Here is a 16,569-nt window from a genome sequence, read left to right as displayed (position 1 = left end):
CGACAGCCATGGCGACGAAGGAGCATACCCGCCTGCGGCGACGGCGCCCGCGGACACCGGAGATCACGACGCCCCCCACGGGCACGGTCCTCGCGCCCGAGGTGCGCTCCGGCGCCGCCGACATCCCGGCGACGTCGGTGACTCCGGCGCCGCCTCCGGGCTGGGAGAGGTCCAACGTCCTGATCGGGGCGGTGCCGTCCCAGCCGGGACCGCGGCGGGAGACGTGGCCGCCCGCGACGGCAGCCGTCCCAGGGCCCGTTCCGGCGACCGCCGACGCCGCTCGGCCGCCGCAGGGCCCACTCGCGCCTGACGACGGGGGAGGCGCGGGTGGCGTGGGCTCCGACTCAGCCGCACCGCCGATCCCCATCCAGATCAACGCCCTTCAGGCGATGTGCCGCCAGGTCTTCGGCTTCCGCCTGGCCATGATCGCGCTGGCAGCCCCGGCCGCCCTCCTCAACGCGGCCCCCGGCCTCGGGGCCCATCTGGTGGCGGCGGCCGTGCTGGTCACCTTCATGGGGTCGTACGTCCTGTTCCGCGACTGGGAGCGCTTCGGCTCCCTCCTGCTGCGGCACCCGACCCTGCTGGCCGTGGACACGCTCTTCGCCGCGCTGCTCCTGGTCGCCGCAGGCCCCGACAGCACCCTCGCGTACGTCAGCGTCTGCACCCCGCTGCTCGCGGGCCTCGTCTACGGCTGGCGAGGCGCCGGTCTCTTCGCGTCCCTCCAGGGGCTCATCCTCGTGACGGTCTACGCGAGTTCGAAGGACCTCCACCCGACGGTCACCGAGGCCCTGCTCATGCCGGGCTTCTGTGTCATCACCGGGGCCGTGGGGGTCACCCTGCGGCTGCTGATGCTCCGTTTCGGTGCCGCCACCCAGGCACTGACCACGGTCCAGGCCCGTCTCGCCGTCGCCGAGGCGGTCAGCGCCGAACGGGCCCGCCTCGCCCGGGAGATGCACGACTCGGTGGCCAAGACCCTGCACGGTGTGGCCCTGGCCGCGGAGGGTCTCGTGGCGTCGGCGGGCGCCGACCGCGTGGACCCGGCGCGGGTCAAACAGCAGGCGGAACTGGTGGCCCGCTCGGTCCGCAGAGCCGCCGCCGAGTCCCGGGAACTCCTCGCCGACCTGCGCCGGGAGTCCGACCCGGAGCACGCCACCGACGTCCTGGTCGAACTGGCCGCCCGCACCCGGGACTTCGGCGCTCGCACCGGAGTGACGGCCCACTACCGCCCCACCGGCGACCACTGTGTGCCGCCCGTGCCGCCCGCGGTGGCCCGCCAACTCCTCACCATCGCCTCGGAGGCGATGGAGAACGCCCACCGGCACGGGCGCCCCACCCGTGTCGACGTGAGCGCGGGCGTGCACGGCGAGTCGCTGTGCGTCAGCGTGTACGACGACGGGCGCGGCTTCCCGCCCGACGCCTCCCTCGAACAACTCCGCAGAACGGGCCACTTCGGCCTGGTCGGCATGGTCGAGCGGGCCGCCTCGGTGGGCGCCCGCATCCGCATCGGCCGGGGCGACCACGAACGGGGCACGGAAGTCCGCCTGGAACTCCCGCTGGCCGCCCTCACGGCCTCGCCCTAATAACTCCCCCCACGACACGAAAGGAGGCCGCCCCATGCCGGACGACACGACTCTGCGCGTCGTGGTGGCCGACGACAACCCGGTGGTCCGGGCGGGCCTGACGGCCCTGCTCACCGGCCGCGCGGACATCACGGTCGTGGCCGAGGCCGCCGACGGCCGTGAGGCGTACGAGGCGGCACGTCAACTCCGCCCGGACGTCGTCCTCCTGGACGTCCGCATGCCCGGCGTCGACGGCCTCTCGGCGCTTCCGTACCTGGTCGGGATCGCTCCGGTCATGATGCTCACGTACAGCAGCGAGCCGGAGATCGTCCAGGAGGCCCTGCGCCGGGGCGCTGCCGGCTACCTGGTCCACGGCGAGTTCACGGTGGACCAACTGGTCGAGGCGGTGCGGGACATCGTAGGAAGTGCGATTGCATACGGATCAAGTCGCCCCGTGGTCATCCACTCTCCACCTCAAGAACCCCTCCCCGCAGGCAGTTTCAGGTACTCCTCGCCGCTTGTCTCCACTATTTCTTCAGAAAACCTTTCGCAAGTGCAACCGGATGTGGGACAGTCGTCGTCTGGATGGTCGAGCGGCCGTCCGGCAGCTCCCGACCGGTCGAGGTACCAACTGAGCACGAGGGAGGCGGAGATCATGGAACTCATCGCGTCCGGCATGAACAACCAGCAGATCGCCGCCATGTGCTTCATCAGTGAGAAGACGGTCAAGAACCACATCAACCGCATCTTCGCCAAGCTCCACAGCAGCAGTCGCTCCGAGGCCGCCGCCAAGTGGCTCGGCACGGCACGGGGATTGGGGTGACCGGTGGGGACGAAGGGGAGCAAGACATGGGTCCCGAGCCTGGAGCGGATCCGGATTTGGGCCCTGGGGCCCTCTGACGGGCGGGGTGTTCCGTCGTACGTTTCTCGTGACGACAGCGCCACCGGCACCGAACCCGGAGGGGAACACCATGAGCAACTGGATCAACACCACCGTCGCGTACCTGCGGACCCGCGCCGCTCGCGACGACAAGGGCCAGACGGCGGTCGAGTACCTGGGCATCATCGCGGTGGTCGTGGCGATCATCCTGGTGCTGCTCAGCACGGACTTCGGCGGCACGATCGCCGACGCGATCACCACGCAGATCGGCCGCATCACGGGCTGATGCGCAGGCGCGACCTCGGCGACGCAGGGCAGGCGTTCCCCATCTACATCACGGTGGTCGGGGGCCTGCTCTTCCTCGCGTTCGCGTACCTTGCGGTCGGCCAGGCCGCGGCGAATCGGAACGGAGCCCAGACGGCCGCCGACGCGGCGGCCCTCGCGGCGGCCCAGGACAGGCGGGACCAGCTCGCGGACCTGTGGGTGGCGGACGTCCTCGACCCGACGAAGTGGCAGGACATCTTCGACGGCGACGTCGGGGGCCTCGCACCCTCCTGCGGGCGCGCGGACCAGCTCGCGGCACAGAACGACGCGACCGTGCTGAGCTGCCTACCGCAGGGACTGCTCGGTTTCACGGTCCAGGTGAGGACCAACCGGACCGTCGGGAAATCCGTCATCCCCGGTACGGAGGACAAGCAGTCCACCACGGACGCCACCGCCGTCATCCAGTCCCTGTGCACCTTCGACCCCCCTGCCACGGAGCCCCCTGCCGAGGACCCCGGGGACGACGATCCGGGAGAGGGCGAGCCGGGGGACGGTGACGCGGAAGACGTCGTGCTGCCACGGCTCACCTGTGACGACGGCGCGTTCTGGGACCTGGACCCGGAGCACCTCACCGGACTTCCCCACCCCGAGGACCTGTTCGACGTCCATCTGGCCGACCAATAGCGAACGACGAGTGACGAAGGAAGCAGAAGCATGAGCATTCGGTTCACTGCGCGGGCTCGCAGGGGGATGGTCGCACTGACCGTCGCGGCCGGCCTGGCCGTCGGCATGGCGGGCTGCGGCGGCAGCGGTGACGACAAGAAGCCGGAGACAACGGCTTCTGCTTCCAAGGGTGACACCAAGGACGACGGATCCGACCCCAGCGCCCAGGAAGGCCAGTCGGACGACCCTCTGGCCGAACTGAAGGGCTCGGACGGCCTGTTCCTCCAGGTCACCTCCGCGGACCGCGACTCCGGCGGATTCGTCACCGTGAACGGCACGTTGAAGAACGACAGCGCCAACTCGGTGACCGTGCCGTCCGCACTGCGCGGGGACGAGACCGAAGTCGTCGCGCACGGCAGGTCGTTGGGTGGCGCCACCCTCGTGGACTCCAAGGAGAAGAAGCGCTACTACGTCCTACGGGACACCGAGGGCCGCCCGCTGACGACCACGGGCTTCTCGATCCTGAAGGCGGGCGAGGAGCTCTCGGTCTTCATGCAGTTCCCGGCGCCGCCGGCGAGCACGACCGAGGTCTCCCTCCAGCTCCCGACGTTCTCCAGCGCCACGATCAAGATCTCCGGGTGAGGCCGGCAATGACCCGTACCCACACCCGTTCGACGGCCCCACGGCTGCTGGTGGCCGTCACCGCGGCCACCGTCATGGTCGCCGCCAACGTCTACGGCGCGGTGGGGGCCCACGCGGACGACACCCCCAGCGTCCCCCCAGGCACCGAACCCTCCGCCTCCGCCCCCGTCCAGGTCGACCCCAACGACCCCGACCTCAAACTCCCCGAAGGCGCCACCCTCGCCACCCCCAAGGTCCTCGACATCAAATCCGTCGTGGAGGACCAGAGCGGCGACGAACGCCGCGAGGACACCAACTCCGACGTCAAGTTCGCCCTCCAGGCCGAGGTCCTGTTCAGCAAGAACAGCGCGAAGTTGAGCGCCGACTCGAGAGCCCGCATCTCCTCCATCGCGACGGAGATCAAGAACCAGAACGCCACAAAGATCCGAGTCTTCGGCTTCACCGACAACCTCGGCTCCTCGGCCCACGGCGACGTCCTCTCCCGCCAACGCGCCAACGCCGTCCAGGACGTCCTCGACCAGGAACTCAACGACCCCAACATCACCTTCGAGGTCCGCGGCTACGGCGAGCAGTACCCGATCGCCGACAACTCCACGGAGGACGGCCGTAAGAAGAACCGCCGGGTGGAGGTGTCGTTCCCGCGGACGGAGAGCTGAGCTGACGGAGAGGCGACCGGGAGTTGAGATACCAGACGCTGGACGGATTCGCGGACGTCTACCTGGAGGACAGCTTCGTACTGGAGATCCGCGCCACTCCCGGCGCGCTCACCTTCGAAGCCGAACTGGTCCTCACCCCTGGACACCCGGCCTACCACCCGCCCGCCCCCACCGAGCAGGCCTGCTATGCGCGAGCCACGATCCAATTCCCCCAAGTACGCGACCTGGTGTGGTCGGGCCAGGGAACTCCGCCGGCGGTGGATGCTTCCGGTTCCAAGGACTACGGCGGTTTCGACACCCTGTTCTGGAACGGCTCGGCCTTCCACGTGGAGGGCGACTGGGGTGTGATCGACGTATCGTCCGCCGCCCCGGTCATCCGGCTCCGGTAAGACACCCCTCAGGACCCGCCCCCCACCCCCTCCACGTCCCCCCGCACCTCGACCGTGCCGCCCACCCGCAGCCCCCACCCCGCCATAGCCCCGGCCTCCGCCTCCAGTACATGCCGGGAACGGAGCCGGGGCAGTCCCAAGCGCCCGGGCTTCATGGTGTGGACGGCGATGACCTTGAGGCGGCGGTCGAGATAGGCGACGTCGATCGGGATTCGCATCCGAAAGGTGTGCACGCCGTTCGCGGGCGACAGCAGAATCGCCCCGTCGACGGAATCCCGCCCCAACAGCCCTTTGGTACGGGCCCGATAGGAGGTCGCGACCTCCAACGGAACGGAGACACCCCCCACTCCGTCGTCCGCCCCCACGACCAACTCCCCACGCCCGTCAGGCCATCGCCGCGCCATCCCCAGAACCTCCACCCAGCCCGCCCGCCTACCGTCCGAACCGAACGTACCCGCACCGAAACGCCCCACAGGAGCCAACCGTGAACCGCCGTGCTCCCAGCGATCACACTGACTGCCGTCGCGGCCCTGTCGCTGTCCGCATGCGGCAACGACGACACCTCCGACACCTCCGACAACTCTGGCAAGGTGCCGTCGGCGTCCCCGACCCCCTCGACGTCGACGGCGTCGGACCGCCCGAGGATCGAGCTGCCGTCGGACCTCTCGTACGCCTTCGATTGGCCGAAGACGGGCGACAAGGACGAGGATGCGGTGATGGCCGACAGCGAGCAGTTCATCAAGGCAGTGGACATGGCCATCGCCGAGCAGGATCCGCTCAGTGAGGCGTACAGGTACTACTCCGAGGGTGAAGCTGCGGCGGGAAGCCGGAAGTTCATCCAAGAATTCGTGGACTACAAGGACCGCATCCCCGGCGCCAAATGCCATTTCGAGGCGAAGACCGGAACAAGGCCTACAACCGAAGCCTCAAGACCGGCAAGACGGACATGACGCCGGCCTCCAAGGACAACTACGTCCTCTACACCACGCAACTCCGCAAGAACGCCAAGGGCGTCTGGGTCGTGGGGAAGTTGACTTCGCTGCGCGGTGGCGACAAGTGCCAACCCTGAACACATTCACCTTTGCTTGTTCATGAGTGGAATGATCGGCTCACATCGCTGCACCGTGAACACGTTGGCGCGTTATGTAACTGTAATGACTCAAGTGGTCCCGGGTGTGGGGGATTTGACCTCATACGCTCCCTGGGTCGACGGGTGTCACCCTGGTGTCGCTCCATGCCGCTGGATAGCGTTGGTTCGCTCGAGAGAAGCCTCGCCCCACCAGGAGCCGACCGTGACCCGCCGCCCCACACTGCTCGCAGCGATCACGCTGACCGCCGCTGCGGCCCTGTCGCTGTCCGCATGCGGCAACGACGACAGCTCCGGCAAGAACGACAAGATCGCAGGCGCCGACACCAGCAAGGAGCCGTCGGCATCCCCGACGCCCTCGACGTCGACGGCATCGGACCGCCCGAAGATCACGCTGCCGTCCGACCTGACGCTCGACTTCGAGGACGCGAAGACCGGCGACGCCGTCAAGGACGCGGTGCTGTCGGACAACGCGGAGCGTATGCGTGCCGTCGACGCCGCGATCACGGGAACCGATCCCAAGGGCGAGGCCGTCGGTTACTACAACACCGGCAAGGCGCTGGAATCCGCGCTGTCGTGGGTCGCCGAGTTCAAGGACGCCGGGGCCACGATGACGGGCTCGGCCCGGTACTACGACCGCGAGGTGACGCTCAAGGGCAAGACGTCGGCCGGTCTCACCTTCTGCGCGGACGAGAGCAAGGGCTTCAGCAAGGACAAGAAGACCGGGAAGGTCTCCAAAACGCCGGTGACCAAGAACAGCTACGTCTTCTACAACACCACGTTGGACAAGAACCCCGACGGTGTCTGGCAGACGTCGCAGATCATTTCCACAAGGGGGGCGGCTCAGTGCCAGCCATAACGAGGATCTCGCTCGGCACCGCCGTCATGGCAGGCGTCCTGGTGTTCACGTCCAGCCCGTCGGCCTGGGCCGATTTCGTGCCCGGCGGAAAAGGCACCGGTTCCGAGACCCAGGAGCAGGGCGGCAACGAGGGCGACAAGCTCACCTCGACCGCGGGAGCCGTCGTCTACGACCGTTCCAAGAACGGCTCCGGCGAATCCGTGGGCCCGGTCACCTCCACGACGACCTGGACCCCACCCGCCTGCTACTACGCCCCGAAATACACGCCCGCCCAACTGGAGAAGTACCTCAAGCCGATCTGGGAAGCCGGTTCGACGGGCTACGAGTGGGACGCCAAGGAGCGCGCGACATACGAAGAGGGCAAGCCCTACAAGGACTTCAACAAGGAGGAGACCGGCAAGGGTTTCTGGTGGGACTCGTACGTCACTCAGGGCCGCGAGGGTGACCCCGCCGCGCTGAACTGCAAGGAGCCCTACTTCTGGGTCGCCACCGGCGACGCCCCGCCGGCCAACATCGCCGAGGCGGTCACGCCCGAGATGCTTGCCCAACTCGCCTATGCCGAGATCCGCGTCCCCTCCACGAAGATGGACCTCGCCCCGGCGAACACCACGAAGGTGAACCTCCCGACCTGGGCCTGGCTGGACGCGGCCAAGTTCAAGCCCGTCTCGGTCACGGCGAGGGTCCCGCTGCTGCAGATCTCCGCGACGACCACCGCCACACCGGTCTCGGTGAAGATCGAACCCGGCACCGCGGACGCCCAGACCTACCCCGCGTCCGGCGTCTGCCCGCTCGACGGCGACCGCATCGGCGAGCCCTACGCCAAGGGCAAGGCCGGCAAGACCCCACCCTGCGGGGTGAAGTACCTGCGCTCGTCGGGCGACGACACCTTCCCACTCAGGGCCACGGTCACCTGGGAGATCCACTGGACCGGCACGAACTCCCCGGGCGGCGACCTCGACCCCGGCACCTTCGGCGCCACCCAGAACGTCGTCGTACAGGAGATCCAGGCCGTCAACCGCTGACCCCGGCCACCCACTCCACTCCGCCGCACCCCCGCTGTCCGGTAAGCGCTCCCCCTAAAGAGGGGAGCGCCCCACCGTCCGTCACAAAACCCGGACCCGGTCGTTCCTCCCATCGGTGCTGATCAACTGGGGAGAGGGACCGGGGCATGGCGGAACGCTTGGTCGTCGACGGCGACGAACTCGCGCATTTCATGAAGCAACTGCGTAAGTCGAAGAGCTCTCTTCAAGGCATCCGCAAGGCGCTGATGGACGCGAACGTCATCGGGCTCGGCACCGATGACCTGGATTGCGCCTGCGAGGAGTTCCAGGACGACTGGCGGTACGGGACCGAGGAGATCGGCCGGCAGACGGAGGACCTCGCCGAGATCATCGGGAAGAGCAAGGACAGCTATCGCGAGGTCGACAGGGCGCTCGACGAAGCCTTGAAGAAGGCCGGCGCGGGCAAGGGGAACCGGACGTGACGGTCACTCCTGGAGCCGAGCGGATCGGGGCCGCTCTCGATCCGAAGTCACGTGCGGATCTGGACAAGCCTCAGGGTCTCAAGCCGGCGCCGCGCATCCCGAATTCCGACTACCCGCACTTGGGGTTCAACCCCGTTCCCGGTCATACGGAGACGGTTCGGGCGTTGCACAAGAAGCTCGCCGGCTGCGCGAAGGTCCTCGAAGACACCCACGACTTGGTGACCAGGCTCCTCGACGGCAGTTACTGGAAGGGGGACGCGGCTGTCGCCTTCCGTGAGCAACTCGACGGCGGCCCTCTTCCGATGAACCTGAAGAACGCGGGTCACTCCATTCGGAAGGCGGCGCGGCATCTCCACCGCTGGGAAGGGGAGCTCGATGACTTCCAGCGCCGGGCCAGAGATCTCGAACGGGACGCGAAGGATGCCAAGGACGTCCTGGACGCGGCGAAGGGGCGCGCGAACAAGGCCGCGAACGCTCCCGGCCTGGACCACAAGGGGGCTCGGCACGATGAGGCACAGAAGGCACTGACTCACGCGAACACGGCCGTCGGCGACGCCCAGGGCGACCTGGAAAGGGTCATCGGCAGGGCGAAGAAACTCGCGGAGGAGCACGAGAGCAGAGCGAAGTACCGGGCTGCCAAGATCCGCGACGCGACGAAGAAGCTGGCACCGCACGAACCGGGCTGGTGCGACGAGGCACTCGACTGGCTGAGCGAGAACCTGCCGGACATTCTCAGCTTCGTGGCAGGTGTGATCGCCGTGGCGGCGCTGCTTCTCTCCGGGCCGTTGGGATGGACTCTCGCGACGGTGGGGATGTTGATGCTCACGTCGTCCGCGCTCAGCCTGGCTGCGTTCGCATGGCGCCTTTCGGATGCGGAGACATGGGAATCCCTGAAGGACGGCTTCACCAAGCAGGAATTCGACGCCGACTTCTGGAGCAACCTCGTCTCCGTAGGGGCGGATTTCGCAGGTGCCCTGCCAGGAGCGGGGGCAGCCGGAAAGGGCGCGTACGCCGGTATCCGGGCCGCTGCTCGCAGCGCCGAAGCCGTCGGCCTGGGGGAGAGGATGCTCCTGGTGGGCGCAAGAACCATGGACGAGGTGAGTGCGGTGTCGAATGTGGACAACCTGCTGGTCGCGCGAGCCGTGCGAGGCCTCAGCAATCCCGCGAGGGCCGCTGAAGTCGTCGAGGGAACTTCCGGGTTGGTGGGAGTCGGTACCGGTGGGTTCGGTTTCTACAACCAGGTGGCGGACGCGGACGACGACGGCATCAAGGACGGAACCGTCGCCGGTATCGATGGATCGCGGCTGGCGCTTGATGTCGGTGGCGTCTACAGCGTCGCGCGACATGTCTTCTGAGGTCACTGCTGAAACGGAGAGTCCTGTGAACCCGACTGACTGCTCCACGGCATGGGGTCACCCGCCCACGCGTCGTGCCTGGTCGGCACACATGGTCATGAACATCGTCGGCCTCGTGGGCTGGCCCGTCGTATGGTTCGGCCTGCTGTATGTGTTGATCGGTTATCTGTCGCCCGGTTTTGCATGGCTGTTCGCGTTGCCTCTTTGCTATGTGCTCTACCGGGCGGTCATCCAACTGCGCTACATCTCGACGGCACTGCGCATGGTGCGTGTTCTCCAGCACTATCCGTGGCAACTCCTTCACCGCGCCCCCCGCGGTCTCGACCGACACCCCGAAGCGGAGGACGACGGCATCTGGATCGAATTCCCCGACCCGGTGGATGATCGGGAGAGGGGAATCCCGCTCACGTTCGTCAAGCACTACCGCGCGTACTGGTGGCTGCGGCGCATCGGAGGTCCGCGGACCAAGCCCGGGCTCAAGGCTCGACTGGAACCGCTCTGGTTCGCCGGCGACCCGCGATTTCTCGGTGTCCTGGCGGTGTCCGCCAGAGGCGGCAAGGCTCCCCGCAGGCTTCATTTCCTCTATCGCCCGTCCGCACTCGACCCGAGAGCGGAACGGCGGCGGTGGCAAGGAGCCACTCCCGCCGATCTCGAGGTCGCCCGCCGAGCAGGCGCCCGCTTCGCGGAGGCCTCCCCGACCTCCGTCGACACGGCCGCAGTCACCGGACAGGAATCATGAGCAGTCCCACCGTCATCCTCCACGACTCGGTCAAGGACGCCCTCGCGGAACTGTGGTTCGCCGAGCCGGCCGGCTTCACCGCCCTTCCGCTCGACGCCCTGTTACCCGAGCCCGGGTCTCCCGCCGCCGAGGAACTGCGCAGTACCGTCGCCCCCTTCTTGGCCGCGGCACCGAACGAACTGGCCCGGCAGAAATTCATCACCGACTTCGCCGCGGTCCAGCAACTGCTCTGCGCACTCCGCGAAGTAGGTACCGTGCACTGCTCGGTCGGCTTGCACAGTGACGACGCCGATGCGGCGGGTCCGAAAAACGGGCAGCCTCTGCTGTCCTGGTTCACCATCTCCTGGCGTGACGTGGCCGTCGCTCCCCGCGGGGTGCTGGCAGCTCGCGCGGTCACGTCCTCCGAGCCTCGCACCGACATCGAATACCGCGAACTCCCTTGTGGCCCAGCGACATTCAGCGAGAGCGTCATGGCAGTACCTACGCAAGGCGACCTTCCGCGGCAACCCCTCTCCCAGTTCCACGCCTACCTTCCCCAACCCGACTGCAGACGTCTGGCCGTCCTCGCCCTGAGCACGACTAGGGGCGCCGCCCACCGCGAGCAGTATCGGGCCATCGTTCGTCAGATCGCCGCGACGGTCAGTTTCGAGAACCCGCTCCCGGACGTATCCGACGAGGAGTGAAATGCCGCCCCCGAACCACCCCACGGCATGGGACGACCCGGCAACTCGCCGTGCCTGGAACAGGCTTGCCATCTGTGCTGTCATCGGCCAGATTCTGTGGCCGGCGGCGTGGGCGGGCCTGTTGGTGTGGTACGTGATCATGTCCATCGCATGGACGCTGTGGCTCTTCTTCGTCCCGTTGGCCTACACGTTCTACCGGACGTTCCTTCAAGTGGCCTACTGGCGGGGAGCATTCCGTGCGCGCCGCATTCTGCGCCACCATCCGTGGCAGGTGTACGAGGCGCCGGAAAGCGGCATCGGGAACATCCCCGGGGTGCGGAACGGGTACGCCTGGCTGCGGTTCCCGCACCCCGAAGCACCGGATCAGCAGGTGACGATGGTGATGCATTCCCACGTGCGCTCCGTGTGGTGGGGAGGTCGCCTCGGGAAGCGGGCCAAGCCTGCGAGGAAGGCGGAGGTCAGGACGGTCTGGTTCGCCGGCGATCCCTGCCTCGCCGCGGTGATCGCCGTTCCGGGACCCCGTCACCTGTACGTCATCGACCAGCGTCCGAGCTACAGACCCGCACCCACCAGTGAGGTACGCGATGCCTAAAGTCGTTCTGATGATGTCCGTGTCCCTCGACGGCTACATCGAAGGCCCCGACAAAGACATCTCCTGGCACACCGTCGACGACGAACTCCACCAGCACTTCAACGACGAGATCGGACAGCTGGGCGCGCTGCTCAGTGGGCGGGTCATGTATGAGCTGATGGCGGACTTCTGGCCCACCGCCGACGCCGATCCCGAGGCCGACGCCGTGACCGCCGAGTTCGCCGGGATCTGGCGGGAGCTGCCGAAGGTCGTGTACTCGCGGACGCTCGCGCGGGCCGAGTGGAACGCCACGGTGGTGCGGGAGATCGTGCCCGAGGAGGTCGCCGCGCTCAAAGAGGACACCCGTGGGGACCTCTGGGTCGGTGGGGCCGGTGTCGGTGGCGAGTTTCTGCGGCTCGGACTGGTCGAGGAGTTGCGGTTGTACGTCCATCCCGCGCTGGTCGGGCAGGGGACGCGGCTCTTCCCGGAGGCGACCGCCATCGCCACCTCCCTCCGCCTCCTCGAGAACCGTGTCTTCGGCAACGGCGTCGTGCTGCTCCGTTACGGCATGGGCATGAGCAGAGACGGCGGCAGCGACGGCTTGTCAGGGGTGTAAAGGTGTTGTTCCTGCTCCCCGCGCCGGGTAGGAAAGGTCCATGACTGGACTCGGCGCTGTGTTCCGGCCCCAACTGCCCCCTGAGCGACTGCGTTCCGTCGCCCGGCTCGCTGACGAGACCGGGCTGGAGGAACTGTGGTTGTGGGAGGACTGCTTCCGGGAGGGCGGGATCTCCACCGCCGCGGCGGCCCTCGCCTGGACCGAACGCGTGCGGATCGGCGTCGGGCTGCTGCCCGTCCCGCTGCGCAACGTCGCCGTCACCGCCATGGAGGCCGCCGCCCTGCACCGCATGTTCCCCGGCCGCCCGATCCTCGCCGTCGGCCACGGCGTGCAGGACTGGATGGGCCAGGTCGGCGCCCGTGTCGAGTCGCCCGTGACGCTGCTGCGGGAGCATCTCGACGCGCTGCGCGCCCTGCTGGCCGGTGAGCGGGTCACCACCAGCGGGCGGTACGTGAAACTGGACGACGTCGCACTCGACTGGCCGCCCGCCGAACCCGTCCCCGTTCTCGCCGGCGCCACCGGACCCCGTACGCTCCGCCTCGCCGGTGAGGCCGCCGACGGCACCGTCCTGACCGCCAGCACTTCACCCGAGGGCGTACGCCGGGCCCGCCAACTCATCGACGAGGGGATCAACGAGAGGAACCAGCAGCGGCAGAAGGCCGCCGGTCCCTCCTCCGCCGGTCTCTCCCCCGCAGACCCCTCCTCCGCCGACCCCTCTCACCAGCCCCCAACCCCCCGGCACGAGGTCGTCGTCTACCTCCTCGCCGCCACCGGCCCCGACGCCCCCGCCCGCCTCCGCGCCGAACTCGCCGCCGAGGGTGTCGAGTCCGTCCCCGACCTCGGTGTCGCCGGGGACGCCGGAGCCGTCGCCAAGGCCGTTCAGCGGCTCGCCGACGCCGGTGCCGACACGGTGATCATCCAGCCGACGGGCGACGAGCCCGACCCCGAGGGATTCGTACGGTTCGTGGCGGAGGAGGTCCGGCCCCTCGTCCCGTAGCCCCCAATCCGTGGGCCCCCGTTCCGTAACCCCTCGTCCCATAGCCTCCGTTCCGTAACCCCTCGTCCCATAGCCTCCGTTCCGTAACCCCTCGTCCCGTAACCCCCGCCCCGTAACCCCTCCCGCCGCGACCATCGCCCAGGCCGGCCGACACCTCAGCCCCGGCGATGGTCCCCGGCCGCCCCGTCGAGCAGCTCCCGCACGATGTCCATGTGCCCCGCGTGTCTCGCCGTCTCCTCGATCATGTGGACCAGGGTCCAGCGCATCGACACGGAGTGCTCGCGCCACGGCGGCCGGCCCAGGTCGTCCAGTGATCGCGCGGCGATCATGAGGTCGGCGGCGGCGCGGGCGCGGCCGTAGAACTCGATGATCTGTCCGGTCGTCTCGCCCTGGTCCGCGCGCATGTCCTCGTCGCTGTACGGGTCGAACCACAGCGGCTCGGCCTCGCCGCCGAAGGTCTCCACGAACCACCCGTACTCGACCGACGCCAGGTGCTTCACCAGGCCGAGCAGAGTCGTGCCCGACGGGGTCATCGGGCGCCGCAGCCCCTCGTCGTCCATCCCCTCCAGCTTCCACAGCACCGCGTCCCGGTGCCGGTCGAGACTCTCCCGCAACGTCTCCTTCTCACTGCCCGCGTACGGCATGCCCATAGCCGCCGTGCCTGCGGACGGGGCACTCTCGCCCGCCGTACTCCCAGCCACCGTGCCCGATGCGTCACCAGTCGTCATGCTCGAAAAATTAGCAGCGCCCACTGACAACGCCCTGCCACGATGACCACATGGACGTACACCCGCGCACTTTCGAAGACCTGGTCGCCGAAGGGGTCGCCGTCCCCACCGCGGGCTGGGACTTCTCGTGGTTCGAGGGGCGGGCCAGCGAGGCGCGGCCCTCCTGGGGGTACGCCAGTTCGATGGCGGAGCGTCTCGCGGAGGCGACCGCCGCGCTCGACATCCAGACCGGGGGAGGGGAGGTCCTCGGGTTCGCCCTCGGCTCCGTCCCCCGCCCGTTGCCCGGCGCCGCCCCCCGCCCCCTCCTCACCGCCGCCACCGAGGGCTGGCCGCCGAACGTCGCCAAGGCCACCGCCCTGCTCCGCCCGCACGGCGTCGCCGTCGTCGCGTCCGGGGAGGACGCGCCGCTGCCCTTCGCGGACGCCGCCTTCGACCTGGTCGTGAGCCGGCACCCGGTGCGCGCGCACTGGCACGAGATCGCCCGCGTGCTCCGCCCCGGCGGCACGTACTTCGCTCAGCACGTCGGTCCCAGCAGCGTCTACGAACTGGTCGAGCACTTCCTCGGCGCCCAGCCCGACGCGACCCGCAACGCCCGCCACCCCGACCGCGAGCGCGCCGCCGCCGAGGCCGCCGGTCTCGAAGTCGTCGAACTGCGCGCCGAGCAGCTGCGGATCGAGTTCTACGACATCGCCGCCGTCGTCCACTTCCTGCGCAAGGTGATCTGGATGGTCCCCGACTTCACCGTGGAGAAGTACGAGGACCGACTCCGCTCCCTGCACGAACGCATCGAGTCCGAGGGCCCGTTCGTCGCGCACAGCACCCGCCACCTCTTCGACGCCCGCAAGCCCCTCGCCTGAGAGCCCTCACGCCCGTCACGCGTGCGGCCCCGTCGTCACCGCCCCGATCACCAACTCCGCCTCCGCCTCCAGCACTTCCCCCACCCGTCGGACCCGCTCGCCCAACTCCCGTTCCTGGCCCGCCGTCAGCCGCCCGAGCGGCTCGACCGTGACCGTCGTACGACGTCCCCGGCGCCGTTGGTGCCAGACCCCGGCCACGACCCCGTCGACCAGCAGCACGGGGAAGTTGCCGGCCTGGCCGCCCGCGAGGGCCCTTCGGTACGCGGCCCCCGGGAACAGCAGCTCCCGAGGCTGCGCGGCGATGGCGTACGCATCGAAGTACGGCAACAACCGCACCCCGCGCGCGGGTTCGGAGGGGAACACGGTGTCGCCGGCCACGACCCAAGCGACCCCGTTCCCTCTCCCACTCCCGTTCCCTCTCCCACTCCCGTTGCCGCTCCCGTCCCCGGCGCCCTTGGACGCCACCCCCTCCAAGACCGCCCCTTCCAACACCGCCCCCTCCAGGACCACCTCCTCGATCTCCCCCGCCGCCGCCAGCTCCCCGAACAGCTCCGCCGCCCAACCACCCCGCGCCGCCAGCCACTTGGCGAAGTGCGCCGGTGTCGCCGGGCCGTAGGCGTGCAGATAGCGGCGTACCAGCTCGCGCAGGGCCTCGTCCGCGGGCTGCGGGGCGAAGTGCGGTGGGCGGGTGTACGTCACCTTGCGGCCCCGGTTCGGTCCGAAGCAGAGGGCGCCCGACTGGCCGGCCCGGTGCATCACTTGGCGCCAGCGCGGCCACAGGTCCTGGAAGGCGGGCATCACCCGGTCGCCGGCCCAGGGCCCGGTGCGGGCGACCACCGCCTCGCCCAGTTCGTCGATGGTCAGGCAGGTCCCGTCGAGCGCGTCCCTGATCGCCGTCACGATCTCCCGCGCCTGCTCCTCGGTGACCCGCACGTCCGGCGCGAACGGACTGGCCCCGCCCGGTACCGCGGGCAACGCCGAGCACCACAGGGGCAGTTCACGCGCCGGCAGCAGATGCACGGTCCCGCGCGGACCGTACGCCTTCACCAACGACGCCGAACCCGTCGACGATGCCGACGTCCCGTCTCCCCACAACCCCGCCCGTACATCCGCCCGTGTCAGCCCGACCGCCCGCACCCCCACCGACACCTCCGCCGCCGACAGCACTTGCGCGTGCGTGGCGAGCATGGCGCTCACCACATCGGCGACCGGTGTGCCCGCCGGCGCCGGGTTGGCCAGGAACTGCCGCTCCATGCGTCGCGCGCTCGCCTGTTTCCACGTGATCGTCAGGGTCATGGACCGACGGTAGAGGGGGAGTAGGACGGGAGGTGTCCGCCATGGCATAACGCCCCCACAGCGCCCGCCTACGGCGTATTCGCAGGCAGGGGCGGGGTTTCCACATTGTTATCGAGGTCGGCTCGCATCTGGGCCTATGGCTCACGTAAGTTCGTACCAAGGTAATTCGCGTGAGCAAAGCTGCGCGGGCGGCACCGCGCAGTGGAGGGGGCTGCGCGGTGCCGATTTCTCTGTGGTTCCGTGAC

The 16,569-nt window shown here is 68.9% G+C and carries 22 protein-coding genes; 19 read left to right on the top strand and 3 right to left on the bottom strand.

Translation table 11 applies throughout. The features are described from left to right. Nucleotides 1-8 precede the first annotated feature (8 nt). The 7 genes from ACIP6U_RS05780 (at nucleotide 9) to ACIP6U_RS05750 (ending at nucleotide 5,053) form a co-directional block, all read left to right on the top strand. Nucleotides 9-1,580 (top strand): histidine kinase, encoded by a 1,572-nt coding sequence (locus tag ACIP6U_RS05780; RefSeq protein ID WP_401713505.1) that lies wholly within the window; start codon nucleotides 9-11, stop codon nucleotides 1,578-1,580. Nucleotides 1,581-1,614: 34 nt separating this feature from the next. Next, the gene (locus ACIP6U_RS05775) at nucleotides 1,615-2,382 is read left to right on the top strand and encodes a response regulator (protein ID WP_401713503.1); all 768 of its coding nucleotides are present in this window, start codon (nucleotides 1,615-1,617) and stop codon (nucleotides 2,380-2,382) included. A 148-nt stretch (nucleotides 2,383-2,530) separates the two neighbouring features. Beyond that, nucleotides 2,531-2,725, top strand: coding sequence for a Flp family type IVb pilin (locus ACIP6U_RS05770; RefSeq protein WP_401713501.1), 195 nt, complete (start codon nucleotides 2,531-2,533; stop codon nucleotides 2,723-2,725). After that, a complete protein-coding gene (locus ACIP6U_RS05765) occupies nucleotides 2,725-3,387 on the top strand; it encodes a pilus assembly protein TadG-related protein (RefSeq protein WP_401713499.1) in 663 nt (220 codons plus the stop codon). Before ACIP6U_RS05770 ends, ACIP6U_RS05765 begins: the two co-directional genes overlap by 1 nt. A 30-nt stretch (nucleotides 3,388-3,417) precedes the next feature. Then, complete coding sequence (locus ACIP6U_RS05760; protein WP_401713498.1) at nucleotides 3,418-4,008, top strand: hypothetical protein; 591 nt, start codon at nucleotides 3,418-3,420, stop codon at nucleotides 4,006-4,008. Nucleotides 4,009-4,016: 8 nt separating this feature from the next. Beyond that, nucleotides 4,017-4,664 (top strand): OmpA family protein, encoded by a 648-nt coding sequence (locus ACIP6U_RS05755; RefSeq protein ID WP_401713496.1) that lies wholly within the window; start codon nucleotides 4,017-4,019, stop codon nucleotides 4,662-4,664. A 23-nt stretch (nucleotides 4,665-4,687) separates the two neighbouring features. Continuing rightward, nucleotides 4,688-5,053 carry a hypothetical protein gene (locus ACIP6U_RS05750; RefSeq protein WP_401713494.1) on the top strand — a complete coding sequence of 122 codons (366 nt, stop codon included), beginning with the start codon at nucleotides 4,688-4,690 and terminating at the stop codon, nucleotides 5,051-5,053. Between the two features lie 8 nt (nucleotides 5,054-5,061). Here the strand turns inward: ACIP6U_RS05750 and ACIP6U_RS05745 are convergent, their stop codons facing one another. Then, nucleotides 5,062-5,457, bottom strand: coding sequence for a DUF192 domain-containing protein (locus ACIP6U_RS05745; protein ID WP_401713492.1), 396 nt, complete (start codon nucleotides 5,455-5,457; stop codon nucleotides 5,062-5,064). A 90-nt stretch (nucleotides 5,458-5,547) separates the two neighbouring features. Between ACIP6U_RS05745 and ACIP6U_RS05740 the strand changes: the two genes are divergently transcribed. From ACIP6U_RS05740 to ACIP6U_RS05690, 11 genes are all read left to right on the top strand, one after another. After that, nucleotides 5,548-6,003, top strand: a complete 456-nt coding sequence (locus tag ACIP6U_RS05740) for a hypothetical protein (protein WP_401713490.1) — start codon at nucleotides 5,548-5,550, stop codon at nucleotides 6,001-6,003. After that, nucleotides 6,000-6,122: a hypothetical protein gene (locus ACIP6U_RS05735; RefSeq protein WP_401713488.1), complete on the top strand. Its 123-nt coding sequence runs from the start codon at nucleotides 6,000-6,002 to the stop codon at nucleotides 6,120-6,122. The genes ACIP6U_RS05740 and ACIP6U_RS05735 overlap by 4 nt, the downstream gene beginning before the upstream one ends. Before the next feature lie 223 nt (nucleotides 6,123-6,345). Next, complete coding sequence (locus ACIP6U_RS05730) at nucleotides 6,346-6,999, top strand: hypothetical protein (protein ID WP_401713486.1); 654 nt, start codon at nucleotides 6,346-6,348, stop codon at nucleotides 6,997-6,999. Then, nucleotides 6,987-8,021, top strand: coding sequence for a hypothetical protein (locus tag ACIP6U_RS05725; RefSeq protein WP_401713485.1), 1,035 nt, complete (start codon nucleotides 6,987-6,989; stop codon nucleotides 8,019-8,021). Before ACIP6U_RS05730 ends, ACIP6U_RS05725 begins: the two co-directional genes overlap by 13 nt. A gap of 146 nt (nucleotides 8,022-8,167) precedes the next feature. Continuing rightward, entirely contained in the window at nucleotides 8,168-8,482 is a 315-nt protein-coding gene (locus tag ACIP6U_RS05720; RefSeq protein WP_401713483.1) for a hypothetical protein, read from the top strand. Continuing rightward, nucleotides 8,479-9,837: a hypothetical protein gene (locus tag ACIP6U_RS05715; RefSeq protein ID WP_401713482.1), complete on the top strand. Its 1,359-nt coding sequence runs from the start codon at nucleotides 8,479-8,481 to the stop codon at nucleotides 9,835-9,837. Before ACIP6U_RS05720 ends, ACIP6U_RS05715 begins: the two co-directional genes overlap by 4 nt. Nucleotides 9,838-9,928: 91 nt before the next feature. After that, entirely contained in the window at nucleotides 9,929-10,576 is a 648-nt protein-coding gene (locus tag ACIP6U_RS05710) for a hypothetical protein (RefSeq protein WP_401713480.1), read from the top strand. Further along, entirely contained in the window at nucleotides 10,573-11,259 is a 687-nt protein-coding gene (locus ACIP6U_RS05705) for a hypothetical protein (RefSeq protein ID WP_401713478.1), read from the top strand. The genes ACIP6U_RS05710 and ACIP6U_RS05705 overlap by 4 nt, the downstream gene beginning before the upstream one ends. Before the next feature lies 1 nt (nucleotide 11,260). Further along, nucleotides 11,261-11,851 carry a hypothetical protein gene (locus ACIP6U_RS05700; protein WP_401713476.1) on the top strand — a complete coding sequence of 197 codons (591 nt, stop codon included), beginning with the start codon at nucleotides 11,261-11,263 and terminating at the stop codon, nucleotides 11,849-11,851. Next, on the top strand, nucleotides 11,844-12,446 hold the full coding sequence (locus tag ACIP6U_RS05695) for a dihydrofolate reductase family protein (RefSeq protein WP_401713474.1): 603 nt from the start codon (nucleotides 11,844-11,846) through the stop codon (nucleotides 12,444-12,446). Before ACIP6U_RS05700 ends, ACIP6U_RS05695 begins: the two co-directional genes overlap by 8 nt. Nucleotides 12,447-12,486: 40 nt before the next feature. Beyond that, nucleotides 12,487-13,443, top strand: a complete 957-nt coding sequence (locus ACIP6U_RS05690; protein WP_401713472.1) for an LLM class flavin-dependent oxidoreductase — start codon at nucleotides 12,487-12,489, stop codon at nucleotides 13,441-13,443. Nucleotides 13,444-13,598: 155 nt separating this feature from the next. On the opposite strand, the gene ACIP6U_RS05685 is transcribed toward ACIP6U_RS05690, so the two are convergent. Beyond that, the gene (locus ACIP6U_RS05685) at nucleotides 13,599-14,087 is read right to left on the bottom strand and encodes a DinB family protein (protein WP_401714399.1); all 489 of its coding nucleotides are present in this window, start codon (nucleotides 14,085-14,087) and stop codon (nucleotides 13,599-13,601) included. Between the two features lie 134 nt (nucleotides 14,088-14,221). On the opposite strand from ACIP6U_RS05685, the gene ACIP6U_RS05680 reads away from it, so the two are divergent. Beyond that, nucleotides 14,222-15,028, top strand: coding sequence for a class I SAM-dependent methyltransferase (locus tag ACIP6U_RS05680; protein ID WP_401713470.1), 807 nt, complete (start codon nucleotides 14,222-14,224; stop codon nucleotides 15,026-15,028). Between the two features lie 15 nt (nucleotides 15,029-15,043). Here ACIP6U_RS05680 and ACIP6U_RS05675 read toward each other — a convergent pair whose 3' ends face one another. Then, the gene (locus tag ACIP6U_RS05675) at nucleotides 15,044-16,324 is read right to left on the bottom strand and encodes a winged helix DNA-binding domain-containing protein (protein ID WP_401713468.1); all 1,281 of its coding nucleotides are present in this window, start codon (nucleotides 16,322-16,324) and stop codon (nucleotides 15,044-15,046) included. Nucleotides 16,325-16,569 lie beyond the last annotated feature (245 nt).

This window comes from Streptomyces sp. NPDC088794, from assembly GCF_044750545.1.
In the GTDB taxonomy this organism is placed as follows: Bacteria; Actinomycetota; Actinomycetes; order Streptomycetales; family Streptomycetaceae; genus Streptomyces.
Note: the sequence above shows the minus strand (reverse complement) of the source record. Positions and strands in the feature narration are given on the sequence as shown.